Annotated in this window: 22 protein-coding genes; all 22 read right to left on the reverse strand. The window is 47.0% G+C overall.

Annotated features, from left to right (window positions below; translation table 11 throughout):
* The gene (flhB, locus tag G493_RS0104075) at window positions 1-1,068 is read right to left on the reverse strand and encodes a flagellar biosynthesis protein FlhB (RefSeq protein ID WP_028579353.1); all 1,068 of its coding nucleotides are present in this window, start codon (window positions 1,066-1,068) and stop codon (window positions 1-3) included.
* A 285-nt stretch (window positions 1,069-1,353) separates the two neighbouring features.
* Entirely contained in the window at window positions 1,354-2,139 is a 786-nt protein-coding gene (gene fliR, locus G493_RS0104080) for a flagellar biosynthetic protein FliR (protein ID WP_028579354.1), read from the reverse strand.
* A gap of 23 nt (window positions 2,140-2,162) precedes the next feature.
* Window positions 2,163-2,435 carry a flagellar biosynthesis protein FliQ gene (gene fliQ, locus G493_RS0104085; protein WP_028579355.1) on the reverse strand — a complete coding sequence of 91 codons (273 nt, stop codon included), beginning with the start codon at window positions 2,433-2,435 and terminating at the stop codon, window positions 2,163-2,165.
* 25 nt (window positions 2,436-2,460) lie between these two features.
* On the reverse strand, window positions 2,461-3,201 hold the full coding sequence (gene fliP / locus G493_RS0104090; protein ID WP_028579356.1) for a flagellar type III secretion system pore protein FliP: 741 nt from the start codon (window positions 3,199-3,201) through the stop codon (window positions 2,461-2,463).
* On the reverse strand, window positions 3,198-3,569 hold the full coding sequence (locus tag G493_RS0104095) for a FliO/MopB family protein (RefSeq protein ID WP_028579357.1): 372 nt from the start codon (window positions 3,567-3,569) through the stop codon (window positions 3,198-3,200). Before G493_RS0104095 ends, fliP begins: the two co-directional genes overlap by 4 nt.
* A gap of 4 nt (window positions 3,570-3,573) precedes the next feature.
* Window positions 3,574-3,960: a flagellar motor switch protein FliN gene (gene fliN, locus G493_RS0104100; RefSeq protein WP_028579358.1), complete on the reverse strand. Its 387-nt coding sequence runs from the start codon at window positions 3,958-3,960 to the stop codon at window positions 3,574-3,576.
* Window positions 3,961-3,972: 12 nt separating this feature from the next.
* Window positions 3,973-4,971 (reverse strand): flagellar motor switch protein FliM, encoded by a 999-nt coding sequence (locus G493_RS0104105; RefSeq protein ID WP_028579359.1) that lies wholly within the window; start codon window positions 4,969-4,971, stop codon window positions 3,973-3,975.
* 5 nt (window positions 4,972-4,976) lie between these two features.
* The gene (locus tag G493_RS0104110) at window positions 4,977-5,489 is read right to left on the reverse strand and encodes a flagellar basal body-associated FliL family protein (RefSeq protein ID WP_028579360.1); all 513 of its coding nucleotides are present in this window, start codon (window positions 5,487-5,489) and stop codon (window positions 4,977-4,979) included.
* A 22-nt stretch (window positions 5,490-5,511) separates the two neighbouring features.
* The gene (locus tag G493_RS0104115) at window positions 5,512-6,258 is read right to left on the reverse strand and encodes an OmpA/MotB family protein (RefSeq protein ID WP_028579361.1); all 747 of its coding nucleotides are present in this window, start codon (window positions 6,256-6,258) and stop codon (window positions 5,512-5,514) included.
* An 11-nt stretch (window positions 6,259-6,269) separates the two neighbouring features.
* The gene (locus G493_RS0104120) at window positions 6,270-7,034 is read right to left on the reverse strand and encodes a motility protein A (protein WP_028579362.1); all 765 of its coding nucleotides are present in this window, start codon (window positions 7,032-7,034) and stop codon (window positions 6,270-6,272) included.
* Window positions 7,035-7,259: 225 nt separating this feature from the next.
* Window positions 7,260-8,510: a flagellar hook protein FlgE gene (locus G493_RS0104125; RefSeq protein ID WP_028579363.1), complete on the reverse strand. Its 1,251-nt coding sequence runs from the start codon at window positions 8,508-8,510 to the stop codon at window positions 7,260-7,262.
* 61 nt (window positions 8,511-8,571) lie between these two features.
* Window positions 8,572-9,378: a flagellar hook assembly protein FlgD gene (locus G493_RS27710; protein ID WP_084813418.1), complete on the reverse strand. Its 807-nt coding sequence runs from the start codon at window positions 9,376-9,378 to the stop codon at window positions 8,572-8,574.
* A 12-nt stretch (window positions 9,379-9,390) separates the two neighbouring features.
* On the reverse strand, window positions 9,391-11,181 hold the full coding sequence (locus tag G493_RS0104135; protein ID WP_028579364.1) for a flagellar hook-length control protein FliK: 1,791 nt from the start codon (window positions 11,179-11,181) through the stop codon (window positions 9,391-9,393).
* 7 nt (window positions 11,182-11,188) lie between these two features.
* Complete coding sequence (locus G493_RS0104140) at window positions 11,189-11,698, reverse strand: MotE family protein (protein ID WP_028579365.1); 510 nt, start codon at window positions 11,696-11,698, stop codon at window positions 11,189-11,191.
* Between the two features lie 7 nt (window positions 11,699-11,705).
* Window positions 11,706-12,146 carry a flagellar export protein FliJ gene (fliJ, locus tag G493_RS0104145; protein WP_161629787.1) on the reverse strand — a complete coding sequence of 147 codons (441 nt, stop codon included), beginning with the start codon at window positions 12,144-12,146 and terminating at the stop codon, window positions 11,706-11,708.
* Window positions 12,147-12,213: 67 nt separating this feature from the next.
* Window positions 12,214-13,587, reverse strand: coding sequence for a FliI/YscN family ATPase (locus tag G493_RS0104150; protein ID WP_035273520.1), 1,374 nt, complete (start codon window positions 13,585-13,587; stop codon window positions 12,214-12,216).
* A 77-nt stretch (window positions 13,588-13,664) separates the two neighbouring features.
* On the reverse strand, window positions 13,665-14,465 hold the full coding sequence (locus G493_RS0104155; protein ID WP_028579368.1) for a FliH/SctL family protein: 801 nt from the start codon (window positions 14,463-14,465) through the stop codon (window positions 13,665-13,667).
* Window positions 14,452-15,465, reverse strand: coding sequence for a flagellar motor switch protein FliG (gene fliG, locus G493_RS0104160; RefSeq protein ID WP_028579369.1), 1,014 nt, complete (start codon window positions 15,463-15,465; stop codon window positions 14,452-14,454). The genes G493_RS0104155 and fliG overlap by 14 nt, the downstream gene beginning before the upstream one ends.
* A 172-nt stretch (window positions 15,466-15,637) precedes the next feature.
* Window positions 15,638-17,242 (reverse strand): flagellar basal-body MS-ring/collar protein FliF, encoded by a 1,605-nt coding sequence (gene fliF / locus G493_RS0104165; protein WP_028579370.1) that lies wholly within the window; start codon window positions 17,240-17,242, stop codon window positions 15,638-15,640.
* Window positions 17,243-17,251: 9 nt separating this feature from the next.
* The gene (fliE, locus tag G493_RS0104170) at window positions 17,252-17,551 is read right to left on the reverse strand and encodes a flagellar hook-basal body complex protein FliE (RefSeq protein ID WP_028579371.1); all 300 of its coding nucleotides are present in this window, start codon (window positions 17,549-17,551) and stop codon (window positions 17,252-17,254) included.
* A 7-nt stretch (window positions 17,552-17,558) separates the two neighbouring features.
* Window positions 17,559-17,990 (reverse strand): flagellar basal body rod protein FlgC, encoded by a 432-nt coding sequence (flgC, locus tag G493_RS0104175; protein ID WP_028579372.1) that lies wholly within the window; start codon window positions 17,988-17,990, stop codon window positions 17,559-17,561.
* A gap of 37 nt (window positions 17,991-18,027) precedes the next feature.
* Complete coding sequence (gene flgB / locus G493_RS0104180) at window positions 18,028-18,441, reverse strand: flagellar basal body rod protein FlgB (RefSeq protein ID WP_028579373.1); 414 nt, start codon at window positions 18,439-18,441, stop codon at window positions 18,028-18,030.
* Between the last annotated feature and the right edge of the window lie 30 nt (window positions 18,442-18,471).

The raw sequence follows: 18,471 nt of genomic DNA on the forward strand, positions 1-18,471 counted from the left end.
TTATCGTTTACTTTTAAGAGAATATACATAGGCAAGTATCTCAGCGACTGCCCTGAATAATTCATCAGGGATAGACTCACCTATTTCAACTTTAGAATGCAATAATCTTGCCACCGGAGGGTTCTCCACAAGGGGGATATTGTTTTCCCTGGCAAGATTACGAATTTTATTGGCCACCATTTCCTGACCTTTGGCCACAACTTCAGGAGCCTGCATTGTATCCTGGTCGTATTTCAGAGCCACTGCAATGTGGGTCGGATTGGTGATTACAACGTCTGCTTCAGGCACTGCGGCCATCATGCGACTTCTGGCTAACTGCTGCTGAATGGAACGAATTTTTGACTTGATGTGAGGGTCTCCCTCGGTTTCTTTCATCTCCTCCTTCTGTTCCTGCTTAGTCATTTTTAATTTCTGTTCCATCTCGTAGCGAACAAAACCGTAATCAATTGCAGCCAAAAAGATCATTATAGCAACCACTTTAGCCAAAACCAGAATGGCTGTGAGACCCAGATAGTTCATGGTTTCATGTATATCCATGAGCCCAAGCAGCAGGGCGTCGTCAAAACGGTCCTGCACGGTTTTAAAGGCCACCCACCCTATGAGGAGCACTTTGAGCAGGGACTTAATAAGTTCCACCAGGGAACGTTTTGATATAAAACGGCCCATGCCTTTAATGGGATCCAACTTGCTAAGATCAGGTGTTAAAGGCTGGGCAGTGAATAGCCACCCTATCTGCATGAAAGTGGAAAAAAAACCAACCAGCAGGGCCAGGAAAAACAGTGGGGCCAGCAGGAGACCAAGATTTTTACATAGAAAAAAACTGAGCTGCATTATACCTGGAGGCGTGATTTTGAATTCACCTATATTTTTCCACACAGCTATAAGGATTTCCTCTATGTGGCCTATAAAATACGAAGCATAAAAAATCCAGAACAGGAGCAAAACGGTGAAAAGAAGAGCGGTCTGTACTTCTCTGCTTTGAGCAACCTGTCCTTTTTTTCTGAAATCAGCCCGTCTCTTCGCCGACGGGGCTTCTGTACGTTCGTCTGATGAGGTGTTTTCTGCCATAAGTATCTGCCGGTTATAATCCCGATTTTTCCCGAATATATGGAAAAAATATTTCTTTTACTTGCAAATCACACACCTGATATCCAACAGAAAGTGTAAAAAATGCAGAGCACTACAGGGAAAAGGTGTACGGAATAAACACGTAGTAATAATGTAGCTTACTATACTTTTGCCGTATTTCGTTCTGATAATCAAGAGTTGATATTGACGAAATATCAGTGAAATAAATTCTTGTTTCGAGCAGTAGCTTCTGGATGTCAGCAGATTTCCGTAAGAGAGAGAATACTAGTGAGAGGGAGCAAGCAGGGCAAAAAAATCAAGAAAGGTGTATCCCAGTGTGTCGAATTCTTGACGCAGGATCAGAAGGGCGGCATTAAGTGTCAAACCAATAACCAGTAAGCTGATGCCAATATTCATGGGAAAGGACAGCATAAAGACATTGAGCTGCGGGAATACCCTGGCCAGAATACCCAGCACCATATTGGAGATCAGAAGAAGAACAAGGACTGGCGCACTGAATTTAACACCGAGGAGGAACATGTGACCTGCCAGTTCCATGAGTTTTGGTATGGCTTCATCGCTGAAGTTCAGGTATCCGGGAGGAAGAAGCTGATAGGATTCGATAATTGTATGGAGATAGAGGTGGTGGATATCCAATGCCAGAAAAATCAGAATGGAAAAGACATTGATGAATTGGCTCATCAGGGAGAGCTGTTGGGTTGTCTGAGGGTCAAAGATATTTGCTGCGGCAAATCCCATCTGATATCCTATGACAGTTCCACCAAAGTTAATGCCGGTAAAGATGAGTTGCGCGGTCAACCCCAGTAGTGAGCCCAGGAGTATTTCATTGACCAGTATAACACCCAGTTCGGTTGTGGAGGAGATGGATGGTGTGTAGGGTGCCATGAGTGGAAATAGCAGCATGGCGGTCGCAAATCCCAATCCTATTTTCAGGCGGATAGCCATTCTGCTTCCAGCAAAAACAGGGATTGCGGCAATCAGACCTAAAACACGGGAAAGGCAGAGCAGGAAATTTTGAAACTGTTCCAGTGGAATAAATTGCAGGTCCATGGCATGCAGATGGGAATATCGGGCTAATGACCGACAGTGGCGATATCAGCGATAATGCCGGTGGTGAATGTGATCAGCAGGTTCATTATCCATGGGCCAAAAATCAGCAGGGTAATAAAGACAGCCACTATTTTGGGAATGAACGTCATAGTCTGCTCATTAATCTGGGTTGCAGCCTGAAATATTGAAATAACCAGACCAACCACCAGGGCAGCAATGAGCATGGGGGCGGACGCAAGGAGAATGGTTTCCACTGCTTTTCTGCCGATATGGACTACGGATTCAGGGGTTAACATTTTGACGCCTCCAAGGTATGCAATGTCACGCGAAACTTTTCATCAAAGAGCCCACTACCAGTTGCCAGCCATCAACCAGAACAAAGAGCAATAACTTGAAAGGCAATGATATGATAATAGGTGGCAGCATCATCATTCCCATGGACATGAGTACCGAAGCGACTAGCATATCTATTACCAGAAAAGGCACATAGAGCATGAATCCCATCTGGAAGGCCTGCTTCAATTCAGAAAGCATGAATGCAGGAATCAAGATCATGGTGGAGACATCCTCGGCATCTGCAGGTTGCTCTTCTTTGGTGATATCAATAAACAACTGCAGTTCACCCTCTTGAACCTGGGAAAACATGAATTCACGCATGACCGCCACTGCCTGTTCCAATGCCATTTGCTGGGTTATTTTTTCCTGTATATATGGCTGGAGAGCTGTACTGTTAATTTTATTAATGGTGGGGGACATAATGAAAAAGGTCAGAAAAAGGGAAAGACCTATTATCACCTGGTTAGGAGGAGTGTTTTGGGTTCCCATGGCCTGGCGAATGAAGCCCAGTACTATCACAATGCGTGTGAATGCCGTGGTCATCAGCAAAATGGCCGGTGCAACAGACAGGATAGTCAGGAGGAAAAGAATCTGCAAGCCTGTGGATACTTCCTGCGGGGTCGCTGCTTCTGTTACACCGATGTTGATGTCAGGCAGAGTGACCGCGAGGCAAGAGCCTGCCCAGGTCAGCAGCGCCACGACAAAAATGGGAATAATCCTGTTCATTGATTTTCGTCTAATAATTCGGCGAACTCTTTCTGGGTCGAATCTTTTTCCAACTCAGCAAGGCGTTGAATGCCATTGGGGGAAATGGACAAAAGCAGTTCAGTATCCCTGACTTTAACCAGGGCAAGACTGCTTTTGTGCATCATATGCCGCATTTCAAGAATCTGGATGTATTTACCGGTTTTCTGGTGAGGTATGATTTTTTTTACAGCCAGTGCATAAAGTACAAGAATTAATCCGACCACGATGAGCAAAGCCGTCCCCATTTTGAGAGACATGGCTGCCATACCGTACTCATCAGCGCAGTATGCAGGGTTGGCAACAAAAATGACCGCCCAGAAAATTGTATGTTGCAGAGAGTTGAACATGGCGTCAACAAAGGTTTTCCAGTCTATCTGACTGACTGACGATTTCAGTGAGCTTTATCCCGAACTTATCTCCAACCTTCACAGCTTCGCCACGGGCAATGAGCCGTGAATTAACGTAAAGGTCCAGAGGTTCCCCTGCATATTTTTCCAGTTCTACCACGTATCCTTCTCCCATTTGCAGTAGATCCTTGAGGAGTATTTTGGCCCTGCCGACCTCAACCGACACCTGCAGGGGAATATCAAAAAGAAATTCCAGGTCACGGTTGGCGTTTTGGCTCATTGCGGCTGATGGCTTGGCTTGGGGTGACGCTTCTTCCAACAGCTCTGCTGTTTCCTCGGCGTTGAGGGTACTTTGAGGACGTGGAGGAATGTTGTTTTCAGATGGATCCATATTGTTTCCTGCTTAATTGGTGAGTGTTAACCCAGTTATGTGAAAGGCCTTTTTGCCATTTCTTTCCCCTGGAATTGCCCTGAATTTTGGTTGGTTTTCCACAACTATGCTTATTGGTTGGGTGGGGTCGTATCCCAGGTCAATGATGTCTCCTTTTTTCAACTGAAGAATCTTGCGAATTGTCATGTCTATGAGGCCTGAGCGGGCAATGACCATGCATTCCATTTCAAGTGCTTCCCGGGTGATGATTTTATTCCAGTTCGACGAGGCCTGAGTAACAGTAACCATTTCCCGGAAAGCTTCCCGAAAGGGTTCTACTGTGAGGTAAGGGATAATAAAGCACATCTGGCCGGCTCTTTCACCGCTGGCCGAAAGATTAAAGGTCGCAACCAGAACTTCGGTATCAGCTTCTACAATGTTAACAAGCCGAAAATTATTTTCAATTTTGGTCAGGCTGGGTTGTACAGGCGTTATGGGCTGCAACGCCTTTTGGAGATCCTTTCCTATTCCCTCCATGGTGTTGCGGAGAATGCTTATTTCAATGGTTGTCAAGGTCCGAGATACGTTCATGCTCTCATTGGATGTTGAACCCAGCATGATTTCCAGAAGGGTAAACGCCATGAACGTGTCAAAGTGGAACAGGCAACCATACTTTAACGGATCGGTATTGAAAATGCCCACTGCCCCCTGATTATTGAGATTCTGCAGGCTTTGTTGAAAAGAGGTGGAGGTGATGTCCTGTCGTTCAACAAGAAAGGTTTTTTGCAGTGTGTTTGTCAGTGTGGTGCCGAAGTTTCTGGCAAACATATCAATAATGATATCAAAGTTGGGGATTCGCATCTCCCCGGTGGCGCCGCCATGCTGATATGTCTGGAAGAGGTCGATCTCTTTGGCGAGCAGGAATCGTGGTGCCTGCACATGTTTATCGTCAACCGAGTCTGTGGATATTTTCCCGGTTTTGAGTGCAGTCAGAAGATCTGCTATTTCCTCTTTACTGAGTATTGGTTCCATTGTTGCTACTGTACCACAAAATCAGTGAGATATATGTTCTTTACCTTGCCTGTTTTCAAAAACGAATTGATTTTGCTCTTAAGTTCGGCTTTAAGCTGTTTCTTTCCCTGCAGATCCTGAAGTTCTTCAAAGGTTTTATTACCAATGAGCAGAAGTATGGTATCCCGGATCTGGGGCATGCGTTTATTGGCTTCTTCAACGGCCGCCTCATCATTCATCTCAAGGGTGATGGAGGCCTTGACGTAGTGAGGTTCCCCCTCTCCGATAATGTTGACGATGAACTCTTCTATGTTCACCATTGGACCGATTTCGTTATCTTCCAGTGCGGGCTGAACCATTTCAACCTGCTCGTTTACCTCATTTTCAACTGGGGCAGGGGCTTGTTTAAGGAATAAAAAGTATACTGCTGCCCCGGCACCAAGGAGCAATATCAACAGTACTATACCAATAATGACAATGAGTTTCTTTTTTCCTCCACCTTTTCCGTTTTCCGCATCCTGCGGGGGTTGCTCTGCCATAACTTTTCCTGAATGTTGTAATTTAGAAAGGGATGACCGGTTGTGACCGGTTACTGGTGTTTACCTTACGGTTGCTACGCAAAATAAAATCTACTCTTCGGTTTTTAGCTCGATTTTCTTCGCTGGTATTGCTTACCACAGGTCTGCTTGAACCATACCCCACCGCTGACATACGATCTATGGAGAAAATTTCACCTCTGTTATAAAAACGCATTACAGCAACTGCCCTGGCTACTGAAATATCCCAATTAGACAAGGAGGGAGATGTCACCGGTGTATCATCGGTATGGCCTTCTATGCGCATACTCATCGGCAGGGGGCGGACAATATCTGCAATTTTTCGTAATAAGGGGTAAGAGCTGGGGTTAAGTGTAGTCTGGCCTTTGTCAAAAAGAATTGAGTCGTTGATTCGCAATACAATGGAATCATTATCCCGTTCTATTGCGTCAACCTGATCCATCAGTTGTGTCATCTTGAGATCATTTTGTATTTTTCGGTAATAATGCATTTTGGTCTCCCGTGGGATGGGAGTGAACTCAGATTTGGGGGGGGAGGGGATAATGGGGATGGTGTACCGTTTGGGAGCCGCAGTAGTTCGCCATCCAAAAGAATCCTTGATGGATGTCTTGGCCTGGACAAATTTTACCGGATCCATGCTTGCCATGGAGAGGAGCAAAACAAAAAAGGTTAGCAGCAGAGTAACCAGGTCACTGAAGGTGGTCATCCACAACGGGGCGCCGGGAGGACATTCTTCCTTTTTTTTCGCCATGGCATTTCCTGTTATTTAAAAACGGATTCACGTTGTTTGGGAGCAATGTAGGCATGTAGCTTTTGCTCCATGACCCTGGGATTTTCTCCGGAAAGAATAGATTCCATGCCTTCGACAATGACTGTTTTTTGTAAAAGTTCTGTTTTAGATCTGGTTTTCAATTTACCGGCCATGGGATTGAAAAGGATATTAGCCAGCACTGCGCCGTAGAATGTCGTAAGCAGGGCGACAGCCATGGCCGGACCAATGGAGGCAGGATCACTCATATTCTGGAGCATTTGTACCAGACCGATCAACGTACCCACCATACCCATGGCTGGTGAGATCATTCCCAGAGATACGAATATTTCTGCACCTCCGCTGTGTCGTTCCGATATGTAGTCGATTTCAGTGTTTAGCATGGCTTTCAAATCTTCAGGTTCCTGTCCATCAACAGCCATCTGCAAAGCTTTAACCATGAAATCATCGTCCACAGTGTCAATGGACCCCTGGAGAGACAGTATGCCTTCTTTGCGTGCTTTATTGGCAAATTCCATCAGCTGAGCTATCAGATTATTGGTATTTGCCTCCTTGATCAGTACTGTTTTTTTGGCTACTCCTATGGCACTGATTACGTCACCTAAAGGGAAGTTGATCAGGGCGACCCCGGCAGTACCACCAAAAACAATAAGAATAGAAGGTAGGTCTATGAACATGCCGATGCCTCCACCCTGGAGAATAGCCATGACCATGAGGCCAAAGGAGGCGACAATACCGATAAGGGTTGCAATATCCACGTATACGGTCCTTGGACGGTTTGAGTTTACGAAATGCTAATCTATGATAGTAGCAGGATACCTAAAAGAACAGGTAAAGACAAGAATGCAAGTTCGATGCCAGTGAAATTGAATGGCAGGTTGAAAAATGGCGGGACGAATATTCGATATTTTAAAGGGATAGAAAACAGAAAAGCGCATTCCTGGGAAGAATGCGCTTGAAACCGTCAGAAAAATGACAGTAAATTATCTTTTCAGATTAATGAGTTCACTGAGCATTTCATCAACAGTGGAGATAATTTTCGAGTTGGCTTGAAAACCTCTTTGGGTGGTGATCATTTTGACAAATTCCTGCCCCATATCAACATTGGACTGTTCCAGGGAATTGGTGAAAATACGACCCAGCTCCGGTCCTGGTAATCCGACCCGTATCTGACCAGCATCCTCTGTATAGGCATAGTGATTTGACCCAGCCAGGCTCAATCCGCCGGGATTTTGAAATTTGGCCAGCACCAGTTGGGCAATTTTCACCTGTTCGCCGTTGGAATAGCTGGCAACCACAATACCCTCTCCATCAATGGCCACATTGGTCAGTTCGCCAGCAGCGTAACCGTTCTGGTTCTGGCCGATAACAACTGATTCGCTGTCGTACTGGGTACAATCAAAGGTGACATCTATGGCCTGGTTCAATTCTGAGCCATTACCCCAGTCAGCCACGACGATGTTATTGACTGGAGGTGCCGCAAGGTTACCATCGGCATCAAATGTTATATCAGGCAGAGCTGCAAAGGTGGCAGCATCGCCATCCAGGGTATATCCTGAGGCCCAGGTGTTGGTCGCCGAATCCAGAAGACGCCAGTAGACCGAGACCATGTGGTCTTCTCCAAGGCTGTCATATATTGTGCTTGAGGCTGTATAGTTATAGGTGGCCACATCGTCAGGATCGATATCCGCTGCAGCACCGCCGAGTTCATCCGAAGCCGCATCCAGGTTGGTGGTAAAGGTCAGTTCAGTTGTGGGGTTGGCTTCTATCAATCCCACATTCTTCACTTGAATGTTTCCGGGGTCATTTGGGAGCAGGTTGCCATTAACATCGAACGCTTTTCCCTGGACGATAAATCCTTCAGGGTTTACCAGGTACCCCTCGTCATTAAAACGGAATGCTCCTGCCCTGGTATAGAACATAGTGTCATTGCCTAACTCACTGACAATAAAAAAACCCTCGCCTTCAATGGCTACATCGGTATCTGAAGAAGTGGTTTCAAAGGTTCCCTGGCTGAAAATATTATCAACAATGGAAAGCCCCACTCCACGACCAACCTGGGAAATACCGCCAGAGCCGAAAATGGAACTGGAGAGAAGGTCGGAGAAAACTGAGCGGGCGCCTTTGAAACCAAGGGTATTGGTATTGGCAAGGTTATTACCGATGACACTCATGGCCTGGGAGTTCGTATTGAGTCCACTTACTCCGCTAAACATTGCACTTTGAATGCCCATTAGAACCTCCTGGGGGTTATATTCAATGGATAATTGATTAGTTACGTGTGTCTGGAGAAGATTATCCTTCTTCCAGCGCGTCAACCACATCCTCAATTATCCCCGCGCCGTCCTTTGCAGCAGAGACAGTTTCTTCAGTCGTGGTAGTATCAGTTGCATCATCCTCTTCTGACTCTTCGCTGTCAGCAGACGATTTAGAGCGGTCATACGCTCCATATACTTCATCTATGGTGTAGTTACCGCTTACCGTAATCAATAAGGGTTCACTTCCATTCAGGTCTACACCTGTAACCTCTGTTTTGATGAGAGATTTGACAGTTGTACTGGTAGGATCTCCATCTATCTTGGCTTTGATGACCAGTGTGTAGGTGCCTGCTTCCACATCATCTCCGGATGCATCCTTGCCATTCCAGGTGAGTGTGTGATTGCCTTTCGAGGTATCTGTTCCAGAGAGTGTTGTGATCGTGTTTCCATCCTTATCCTGGATAATGGCGTCTACATCTGTGACGGTCCCGTCAATAGAGTAGCCTATTTCTACAGGATCTCCGGAATAGGCGAATTCAGATCCTTCCACCAATACTTCTTTTCCTATGAGGGAAAGGGCTGAAATTCTTTGCGAATTGTTTTGAGCAGCTGCCAGCTGGTCCATGGAATCATTCAGGTTGAAGAGTTGTTCCAATTGGCTGTACTGAGCGAGCTGGGCTGTAAACTCTGTTGCATCAGAGGGATTCAGAGGGTCCTGGTTCTGCAACTGCGCAACCAGAAGCGTCAGAAAATCCTCCTGGCCCAGGGTGTTACTACTGCTTTTGGTTGAACTGGTGTTACTCGTCGAGCTGGTAGTTTTGGTAAGTGCAGATATATCAGCCATGGTCGTGTCCTGTTATGCTGTTACTCTCAGAGTGTGGTCCTCAGAAAGATCTGAACTGTCTTCGCCTTCTTCGTTCAGGCTGAAGGTATCCTGTGATGCTGTAGACCGGTAGTTTTTTCCGAGTTGATGACGCTCTTCATTTTGTTGAAAATGGCTTCCATCGTAATCATTGCTGGCTGCTATGGAAATTTCTATTTCATTGAGGAAAAGACCCTGCTGTTCCAGTGCTTCCCGCAGTTTGGGGAGATGTCTGTCAAGGGCTTCCTGGGCCTGTGGAGTTTGGGTGGTTATGTGGGCCCGTATATTGTCCTGATCCACTTTGATTTCCATACGTAGCTCGCCAAGTTCTCGAGGGTGCAGGCTCAAGGTAACCGAACCACTCTCCAGTTTTCGGTTGTTGTTGAAATAGTGGACTACCTGATCCATTACCGAACTCTCGGGAACCGTTGCACCTGAAGGAAGACGCATCATGGTGGTAGTCGTTGCCGAGGCTTGGGATGTGGAGCTGGTTGATGGGGACTGAGAATCAAAATTCAGTGGTGTAAATGTATTATCGCTTCTGAAAAGAGTCTCTGTTTTATGCAACTGTTCCCCTGTAAAACCCTTTTCCGGATTATTTTGTTGGCCTGTATCATCAGCCAACTGTTGTTCCTGTTCGTTGAGGACCGCTTTCACAGAGTTGTTGGGCAAATTGGAGTGGATATAGTTGCTGGTCGCATCCTGACGCTGTCCGCTTGGATCTGTTGTTAATGGCTGGCCTGATGCCATGGTTTTAGCAGCAACTTCTTCTGTGATAGTACTCTGGTAGACCGTTATGACCTGACCTTCAGCAGTCTGGGTGCTCAGTTGCGGGGAGTTGTTGAGTAACCCATTCGTCTGCTGTTGCATTCCTTTATTTTGGGCAGTTTGCTGGGTATTGGCAAATGTTGCTGACCACTGTTCGACCACAACTTGCTGCCCAGCAGTTTCCTGACTGGCCTGGAGCGGCTGGGAAGCTGCGGTAGCTGTGGTAGCTGTGGTAGCTGTTGGTGTAGCCATTGAATCAATGATTTGCTGGAGTTGTGTAGTGGTTAATGTTACCTGTTCTCCTGTGCCAGCTGCAGCAGGTCGGGAAAAGTGATACTGACTGGTTCCAGGTGTTTCGAACAAAAGAGCTGCCGCGGTGGAGTTGGTTTTTACATTACCATTTGTATCAACCTGGGTAATGGTATTGTCCACAGCAGTGTTTGTGGTTTCTGATATGGTTATGGGGTTTTGGGTTGCTGGTATGGTTATGGTGTTTGGGGTGGCGTTGATAGGTGAATCGTGTTTTCCAACGGTCTGCTCAAGCACCTGGGATATTATCCGTGCTTCAGAGTCGGTCATGTATGTGGAGATGATTTCAGAGGACAGTGCTTCCTGGAATCCATCGCCGGCAATATCATCATTTTCATCATTTACTGATGTTGCATCTGTGTTGCTGTTGAGATCAGGTGTAACGGTGTTTGAAGTAGTTTGATCTTCTTGGTTTGAAGACGATGGGTTTTGATCACGCTCCACATTGGCGGTATCTGATGATACTTTTTCGTTGGTATGCTTTTCTCCTTGAACAGTGGCAGCAGTTTTCTCGTTGTTTCCGGTGCGATCAGAGGTTGAGGTCGTGGCAGCTTTTTTTGCTGACGATTGTCGTGCCGATTGGGTCGCGAGGTGAGAGGCAAAAGAGTTCTCGTCGCTGGCACTGGAACGGCTGTTGCCCGCAGATGTGTTCCCCGTTGGTTTGATCGGGGCAATGCTTTCTGCTGCTGAAAAGGCAAAAGTCTGCATAAGAAGATTATTGGGTATCCAGGGTTGAAAAATCAGTGGTCAGTCTGGCAGCTTTGTCTCGATTGAGATTATTTAAAATCTTTGCCGCAGATTTGGTTTTCATGCGTTGGAGCAGAGAAACCGCCAGATCTGGTTCCAGGCTATCGAATACTTGAGCTGCTTTTTCTGCTGACATCTTCTCGTACATTTTACTGAGTTCATTTATCCGTTTTTGCTCGACCATATCTTTTTCAGCAAGGAGCTTTTCCAAGGCAATTCGTTGCTGCTGGAGTTGGTCAAGTTTCTTATCGACCTCCTCCTCCAATCTCTTTAGCTCCTTTTTTCTCTCTTCTACCGCTCTCCGTTCCTGTTCCAGCGAATTTCGTTCATTTTCAAGGGCCGTCAGCAGTCTGCGTTCCTCAACAGATGAATATTGGGCTGTGTTTTCGGCAGCATGAGAGACATGGTAGACAGGAATAAGAAAAAGGAGTGCAGCAAGACAAAAGATGGATTTGAAGGATACTGTTGAAAGGTTCATGAGTGTTTTATTGATCAGGATTTTTGTGAAAAAGAACAGCCAGTTCGTCCAGCATTGCGCGCTCTTTTTTGTTAAGGTATTGTTTGTAGGCATTGTTCTGCTGTTCTTTCATTTTTTCCATAATTTTGAGGTCTTTGCTGGCCTTGAGCACTTTTTGTCGTTTGCTTTCTGTTTGCCGTTTTGCCGTGAGTACTTCCTGTTCGGCTTTTTTAATTTTTTGCTTAACTACGCTTATCCAGTTTTCAATAAGCTCCAGTTGGGTGACTGACGTACCCTGGCTGTATTGAGATTGCAGGTTCATATACAGGTCTTCCAGTTCTTGCTGAGCAGCCTGAAAAATATCCTTTGCCTGTTGCTCTTTTTCCATTGCTGCAAACAGGGCTTGTCTGGCTTTTTCCTCAGCCTGACGCCGGATTCGAAGCACAGTGTCGAGTTTGAAAGGTTGCATGGCCCTTATCATCCAGTGTATTGACGGAAATGGATAGTTACCTGATGTTCATGGGGGCTAACTGCTTTTACTGACCCTGTTTTCGTCGGTCCACAGACCGCCTTCCCGGTCTGCGCCGGTCTGGTCCCTGACGATCGCTGACAAGGGATCCCATGGCAGCCAGGGATTCATCCAGAGATGAAGCTTCATCCATGCGTTGGGTAAGAAATGCATTGATAGCGTCTATGCGGTTGATGGCATAATCAATTTCAGGATTGCTTCCTGCAGCGTAGGCCCCAATATTAATCAGGTCTTCGGATTCTCTGTAGACGGCCATGACACTGCGAGTGCGGCCAGCCAATTCCAGGTGTCTGGGGCTGACGATATCACGCATGACGCGACTTGTGGACATCATGACATCAATGGCAGGATAATGGTTTTTTGCTGCAATGGCCCTGGAAAGAACAATATGACCATCAAGAATGGAGCGAACCGCATCAGCCACCGGCTCTGTAAGGTCATCCCCATCTACAAGTACAGTATAGAGCCCGGTAATTGAGCCCTGGTTTTTAAATTTTCCTGCGCGTTCAAGCAGTTTGGGCAGGGTGGCGAAAACCGAGGGCGTGTACCCTTTGGTGGTAGGCGGTTCTCCGATGGCAAGACCTATCTCTCTCATGGCCATGGCAAACCGGGTTACGGAATCCATCATCAACAGAACATTGTGTTTTTGTGCACAGAAATATTCAGCTATGGCCGTGGCCAGATACGCCCCACGCATTCTCAGAAGGGGAGGTTGGTCTGAAGTCACTGCAATAATTACTGAGCGGGCCAGGCCTTCCTTGCCAAGGTCACGTTCGATGAATTCGCGAACTTCACGTCCACGTTCGCCGATCAGGGCGATGATATTGATATCTGCACGGGCATATTTTGCCATCATGCCAAGGAGCACACTTTTCCCCACACCTGATCCGGCCATGATACCCATGCGTTGGCCCACACCACAGGTGATCATGCCGTTGATTGCGCGAATACCGAGATCAAGGGGCGTGTTAATATTGTCACGCAGCATCGGGCTCGGAGGGAGGGCGTATAATGGCTGTTCGTCGGGTAGATGCAGGGGAGGCCCATTGTCCACAGGCATTCCCATGCCGTCTATGACGCGCCCCAGGAGTTCGTTGCCGACCTTGATGGTAGCTAGTTGTGTTTTGACACATATAAGCGAACCCGGTCCCAGGCCGCGTACTTCTCCCAGGGGCATAAGCTGGGCCTGATTGTTATTGTACCCTACGATTTCTGCGGCTATTGGTGCGGTTTCACCCTGAAGTGGATAAATTTCACAGAGTGAACCAATGGATGAAGCTGCACAGGTGCCCTCTATGACAAGCCCGACTATACGCGTGACCTTTCCATACACATCTATGGTCGAGAAGCTGTCAATGGTGGCAGGTGCAGGTAAAATCATTGCTCTTAAACCTCGGTAGACATCGTTCAGGTGCAGGTTGAACTAAGCGGTATATCCACTCTCTCCGGAAATGTGGGCTACTGGCTGCTTTCCGTAGTGTCATCCACTGGCTCGGTAATCGGCGCAGTATGTTCGAGAAGGAATTGCTTTGCCTTTTCCAGTTGTGCTGCAACTGTGGCATCGACCAGGCAGGTTTTTGAGTCAAGTATGCATCCTCCCCGTTCAATGGTGTTGTCTTTTTTAATCAAAATATGGTTTAGGCTGCTCATCTTATTTAAAAGCTCTGGCCGCATCTCTTCAACAGTCTGCAGGTCGTCGGGATGCAGTCGAATAACGAATTCATCACTCTCTATGGCTTTATCTATCGCCATCTCTACGGTGTGTGCAATGAGATCTCTGCCGGTTGCAATTTCCTGGGCTACAATTTTGTGAGTCAGTTGGATGGTCGTGTTGATAATTTCTTCTCTGCATTGAACAAGGATCTTTGAACGAAGGGTGTCGATTTTTTGACTGGCCAGCTCCAGTGCCTGCAGGGTTGTATCAAATTGATTGTGACATTGCTGCATGGCATCAGCCACTCCCTGGTTATAGGCCTCTTCCTTTATGGCCTCTACGTCAATGGGGGGAGCAGCCGGTTCCTCCTCCACAGAGAGTGAGGGAGGATCTGCTGTTTCAAGTGGTTCAGAGACCTGAGGAGAACCAGTATCGGTTTCTTCGAATTCTTCTGTAAAACCCTCAGTCAGGGATGGCTCAGCCTCTTCAATGATGGCGGGCTGCTCACCCTCCATTTCTTCGGGAAACATCGCAGCTATTTCTTCCTGAACCAGATTGGTAGGTTGGAAAAAATCGTCTTTGGGAAAAATTTTAGACGAGCTCATCGCCGCCACCCCGACCAAGAACCAATTTGCCTTCTTCTTCGAGCTTCATGGCAATTTTGACTATGGTCTGTTGCATTGCTTCAACTTCAGAGAGGCGAACCGGACCCATGGCTTCAAGATCGTCTTTGATCATATCTGCTGCGCGAGCTGACATGTTGGAGAAAATCTTTTCTTTCAGTTCATCAGATGCGGTTTTCAGAGCCATGGTGAGGGAATCATTGTTGACTTCACGAAGGATCATCTGCATGGACCGTCCATCCAGGGCGCAGAGATCCTCAAACGTAAACATCAGTTTGCGGATATCTTCAACCATGTCAGGATCCACTTCTTCCAGGTTGTCGAGGATGTCGGAATCCAGGTTGTCTGTCATGTTATCCAGAATATCAACAACCTTGCTTATTCCACCGACCTGCCTTTGATCCTGTTCTCCCACCACTACACCGATTTCTTTATTCAGTGCATCTTCGATACGATCAATGACATTGGGAGATACAGTGTCCAGGGTGGCTATACGATAGATGACATCAGCCCGGATTTCTTCAGGAAGAAAGGCCAGGATTGCGCTGGAATGTTCAGGAGTTTGCGTGGAGAGAACCAGGGCAACCGTTTGGGGGTGTTCACGTTCCAGAAGTCCCGCGACCATGGCTGGCTGCATTTTGGCAACCGTTTCCAGGGGGCGTCCTTCGGTGCCTGATATAAATTGTCTCATCAGGTTGGATACCCGGTTTTCGTCACCGGAGCTGGCTATGGTTTTTTTGGCAAAGTCCTGTCCTCTCACCACCAGGCCCGCCTGTGATTCCGTTGCCAGTTCAAAGTCTTCCAGAACACGTAATTTTACGTGTTCTGGAATATGTTCAACCGTGGACATATATCGTGTGATTCTGAAAACCTCTTCATCGGTCATTTCCCGCATTATTTTTGACGCTGTATCCTCTCCCAAACACATGAGAAGTATGGCAGCTTTCGCTACCCCGTCGAGTTGTTTTTCTGCTGCAGCCATAAATGGTTCGTGTAACTTCCTTGTTTAATATGTTCCTGAACAGGTGAAAAATCAGCACCTGGGCTTGCAGGCATTTCATCTGCACCTTTTCCGAACGTTCAGACGTTCCGGCAGGTTTTCCTCATTCAGGCTGCCACAAACAGGAGGGAATAGTCAAGTCTCCTGAGGCTGATCAGCGTTCGTGAATCCAGTTTTTCAGGATATGTGCACTGAAAACCGGGTTTTGATCAATGGCTCTGCGAACCCTGAGAACAGGATCTTTGAGTATGAGTTCTTCCAACTCCTGCTCTTCAGTAAGCCTGGCCTTTTCTTCCTGCTCGGCTTCCATCTCTTCGACGGTTTTCATGTGCTTCTCTTCAGCTTCACCCTGCAGGGTTTTGATAACTGGCCGGATCAGTAGAAAATACACGATCAAGCCTGCGAGAAAAAGCAGTACCCAGCGGATAACCGGCATATACTGATACAGGGTTGATGCCACCTGGCTTTGGGTGTCAGCAAAATCTGTCGGTGCCATGAAAGGCATGGATGTCACTTCAATGGTATCTCCCCTGGTCGGATCAATGCCCAGGGCTGAAGAAATCATTTTTTCCACAGCAGCAAGCTCCGCTTCTGACCTGGGTTCAATCTTTTCCGGTGCATCCTCTGCTGCTGGTGTCACTTTATCGGCAACCAGCACAGACACCGAAATTTTCTGCACAGTACCCACCGGGTTTATGGTCTTTGAGATGACCTTGCTGATTTCATAGTTGGTTGTTCGCTGTGAACGGGATGAAGGGGGCGTGGCGCCAGCGGCCTGTGTGGTGTTTCCCTGCAGATTTGATTGTACCCCCGGGATTCCTCCTACGATTTCAGATCCGGATTTCTCTTCAACCAGTTGTTCACTGCGGATGATCGGCTCTTCCGGGTCAAAAATTTCTTCGGTCTTTTCTGTCTGGGCGAAATCCAGCGTTGCGGTTACCCGCACCATGGCGTTTGTCTGACCCAAAGCTTTATCCAGAAGTGCCTGGGCACGCTCTTCAAGGTGCTGTTCGACCTGGAGTTGAAACTGGAGCATGTCAGGAGACAGATTACCCAGGAGTCCGCTGTCAGCGGGACGGGTAAGAACATTACCGTTTTGATCGATAACGGTTACGTTTTCCTGGGTTAATCCTTCTATGGAACTTGAAACCAGGTGCACAATACCGTTAACCTGTGATTCTCCTAGTCTTCTACCTGGCAGAAGCTTAATGGTTACCGAGGCTGTGGAGGGCTTCTGCTGATTTTTGAATAATCGCTTTTCCGGTAGAACCAGGTGAACTCTTGCGTTTTCAACTGGTCCCAGGCTGGTGATTGTCCTGGCCAGCTCTCCCTGGAGTGCTCTGACATAGTTGACCTTCTGTACAAAGTCGGTCAGGGCAAAAGACTGCTTGTCAAATATTTCAAATCCGATACCTCCCCCTTGGGGCAATCCAGACGAGGCGAGGCCCAGCCTGGTTTCGTGAACCAGTTCACTGGGAATAAGGATGTTTTTCCCGTTATTGGCAAGTTGGAAAGGGATGTTCTGCCCTTTGAGCCACTCAACCATTGCTCCTGCATCCGCTTCACTGAGGCTACCGTACAGTAATTGGTAATTCGCTGAACGTGCCTGGAGTATTATGAACGCAAACAGTGCTATGGAAATCGCAGCAACTGCACCGAGGGCAATTTTTCTAGGTAAGGGCCACGCCTTAATGGAGGAGACAAAGTTTTGCCATCCGCTTTGTTGAGGCGTCTCGTTTGCCGTAGTTTCTTCAGCCATGGATTATGCCTACACCTGCATTTGCATGATTGTCTGATAGGCGTCAAGAGCCTTGTTGCGGACCTGGACCAGATAACGCAGGCTTATGTCAGCCTGCTCCATGAGGATCATGGCTTCATGCAGGTTCTTTTCCTCTCCGGTATGCAGCTTCTGTATTGCATGATCAGCCTGCTGTTCCTGGTTGCTCACGTCGCTGACCAGATTGCCGAGCATATCCTGGAAGGTTCCTGCTGCCTGGGTTGCCGGTGATACCTGTTTTTCGTTCTGACTCTGCGAAAGAGGCAGAGGGGGAAGGTTTTGAATTTGCATAGGCTAATTAGCTCCCTATATCCAGTGCCTTAAGTGCCATTCGTTTGGCTGATTTGATGGCTGTCGTATTCGCTTCATACGAGCGGGTAGCTGACATCATATCCACCATCTCTTTTAATACATTGACATTTGGCATGGCCACGTAGCCGTTTTCATCGGCATCGGGGTGAGATGGATTGTATATCTGTTGAGGTGGATCATTGTCCTCGATAATTTTGGCAACCTTAACACCTTCTGCATGTCGGTTCATCACCGTGTTGAGCTGGTTTTTAAAAGAGACCGGTTCTGACTGAAAAACAACAGATTTTTTTTTGTACGGTCCACCTTCTGGTGTCGATGTGGTTTCTGCATTGGCAAGATTGGCACTGATAGTGTTCAATCTGGTTCGCTGGGCGCTTAATCCTGATGCTGCAATGTCAAAAGTCGTAAATATGTTCATGGGGCTCCCTTTTCAAGATTTGCTTCTTTTATGCAAATTATGCGCCAGTACTTAACGTGTATTTAATGAATGATAATTTCTTTTTCAACATGGTAATAGCGGTTTCATAGAGCAACTCATTGGTTGACAATTTAACCATTTCCTGGTCAACGCTGACACTGTTTTCATCTCCAATACCTGTGTTGTCTCTGGTTGTTGACAACGTGCCTTGAACCTGTGACAGGCTGGAAGGAGCCAGGGGGATATGTTTAGGGTGGCTGGTTACCGGTTTCATATCACCTTCTGTCAGGGCGCTTCGTAATTGATCTTCAAAACTAAAGGTTTTGGCAGAATATCCAGGAGTTTCAGCATTGGCCAGGTTAGAGCTGATAACCTGCTGGTTTTTAGCTCGTAAGTCCAGTACCTTGCTGAGTAGTTCGATGGAGGTGTCTGTCTGGCGTATATCTGTCATGCTTTTTCCTCGCCGTGTATTTCAGGTAAA

It is taken from the genome of Desulfogranum japonicum DSM 18378 (assembly GCF_000429945.1).
Taxonomy (GTDB): Bacteria; Desulfobacterota; Desulfobulbia; order Desulfobulbales; family Desulfobulbaceae; genus Desulfogranum; species Desulfogranum japonicum.

What these genes read in the sequence shown, in the direction of transcription:
- fliP (WP_028579356.1), bottom strand. Translation starts at nt 3,201, where the DNA reads ATGAACAGGATTATTCCCATTTTTGTCGTGGCGCTGCTGACCTGGGCA.
- G493_RS0104140 (WP_028579365.1), bottom strand. Translation starts at nt 11,698, where the DNA reads ATGAACCTTTCAACAGTATCCTTCAAATCCATCTTTTGTCTTGCTGCA.
- fliE (WP_028579371.1), bottom strand. Translation starts at nt 17,551, where the DNA reads ATGCAAATTCAAAACCTTCCCCCTCTGCCTCTTTCGCAGAGTCAGAAC.
- fliG (WP_028579369.1), bottom strand. Translation starts at nt 15,465, where the DNA reads ATGGCTGCAGCAGAAAAACAACTCGACGGGGTAGCGAAAGCTGCCATA.
- fliQ (WP_028579355.1), bottom strand. Translation starts at nt 2,435, where the DNA reads ATGTTAACCCCTGAATCCGTAGTCCATATCGGCAGAAAAGCAGTGGAA.
- fliJ (WP_161629787.1), bottom strand. Translation starts at nt 12,146, where the DNA reads ATGCAACCTTTCAAACTCGACACTGTGCTTCGAATCCGGCGTCAGGCT.
- fliF (WP_028579370.1), bottom strand. Translation starts at nt 17,242, where the DNA reads ATGGCTGAAGAAACTACGGCAAACGAGACGCCTCAACAAAGCGGATGG.
- G493_RS0104105 (WP_028579359.1), bottom strand. Translation starts at nt 4,971, where the DNA reads ATGGAACCAATACTCAGTAAAGAGGAAATAGCAGATCTTCTGACTGCA.
- G493_RS0104095 (WP_028579357.1), bottom strand. Translation starts at nt 3,569, where the DNA reads ATGTTCAACTCTCTGCAACATACAATTTTCTGGGCGGTCATTTTTGTT.
- G493_RS0104155 (WP_028579368.1), bottom strand. Translation starts at nt 14,465, where the DNA reads ATGAGCTCGTCTAAAATTTTTCCCAAAGACGATTTTTTCCAACCTACC.
- G493_RS0104110 (WP_028579360.1), bottom strand. Translation starts at nt 5,489, where the DNA reads ATGGCAGAGCAACCCCCGCAGGATGCGGAAAACGGAAAAGGTGGAGGA.
- flhB (WP_028579353.1), bottom strand. Translation starts at nt 1,068, where the DNA reads ATGGCAGAAAACACCTCATCAGACGAACGTACAGAAGCCCCGTCGGCG.
- fliN (WP_028579358.1), bottom strand. Translation starts at nt 3,960, where the DNA reads ATGGATCCATCTGAAAACAACATTCCTCCACGTCCTCAAAGTACCCTC.
- fliR (WP_028579354.1), bottom strand. Translation starts at nt 2,139, where the DNA reads ATGGACCTGCAATTTATTCCACTGGAACAGTTTCAAAATTTCCTGCTC.
- G493_RS0104115 (WP_028579361.1), bottom strand. Translation starts at nt 6,258, where the DNA reads ATGGCGAAAAAAAAGGAAGAATGTCCTCCCGGCGCCCCGTTGTGGATG.
- G493_RS0104150 (WP_035273520.1), bottom strand. Translation starts at nt 13,587, where the DNA reads ATGATTTTACCTGCACCTGCCACCATTGACAGCTTCTCGACCATAGAT.
- flgC (WP_028579372.1), bottom strand. Translation starts at nt 17,990, where the DNA reads ATGAACATATTTACGACTTTTGACATTGCAGCATCAGGATTAAGCGCC.
- G493_RS0104125 (WP_028579363.1), bottom strand. Translation starts at nt 8,510, where the DNA reads ATGGGCATTCAAAGTGCAATGTTTAGCGGAGTAAGTGGACTCAATACG.
- flgB (WP_028579373.1), bottom strand. Translation starts at nt 18,441, where the DNA reads ATGACAGATATACGCCAGACAGACACCTCCATCGAACTACTCAGCAAG.
- G493_RS0104135 (WP_028579364.1), bottom strand. Translation starts at nt 11,181, where the DNA reads ATGCAGACTTTTGCCTTTTCAGCAGCAGAAAGCATTGCCCCGATCAAA.
- G493_RS27710 (WP_084813418.1), bottom strand. Translation starts at nt 9,378, where the DNA reads ATGGCTGATATATCTGCACTTACCAAAACTACCAGCTCGACGAGTAAC.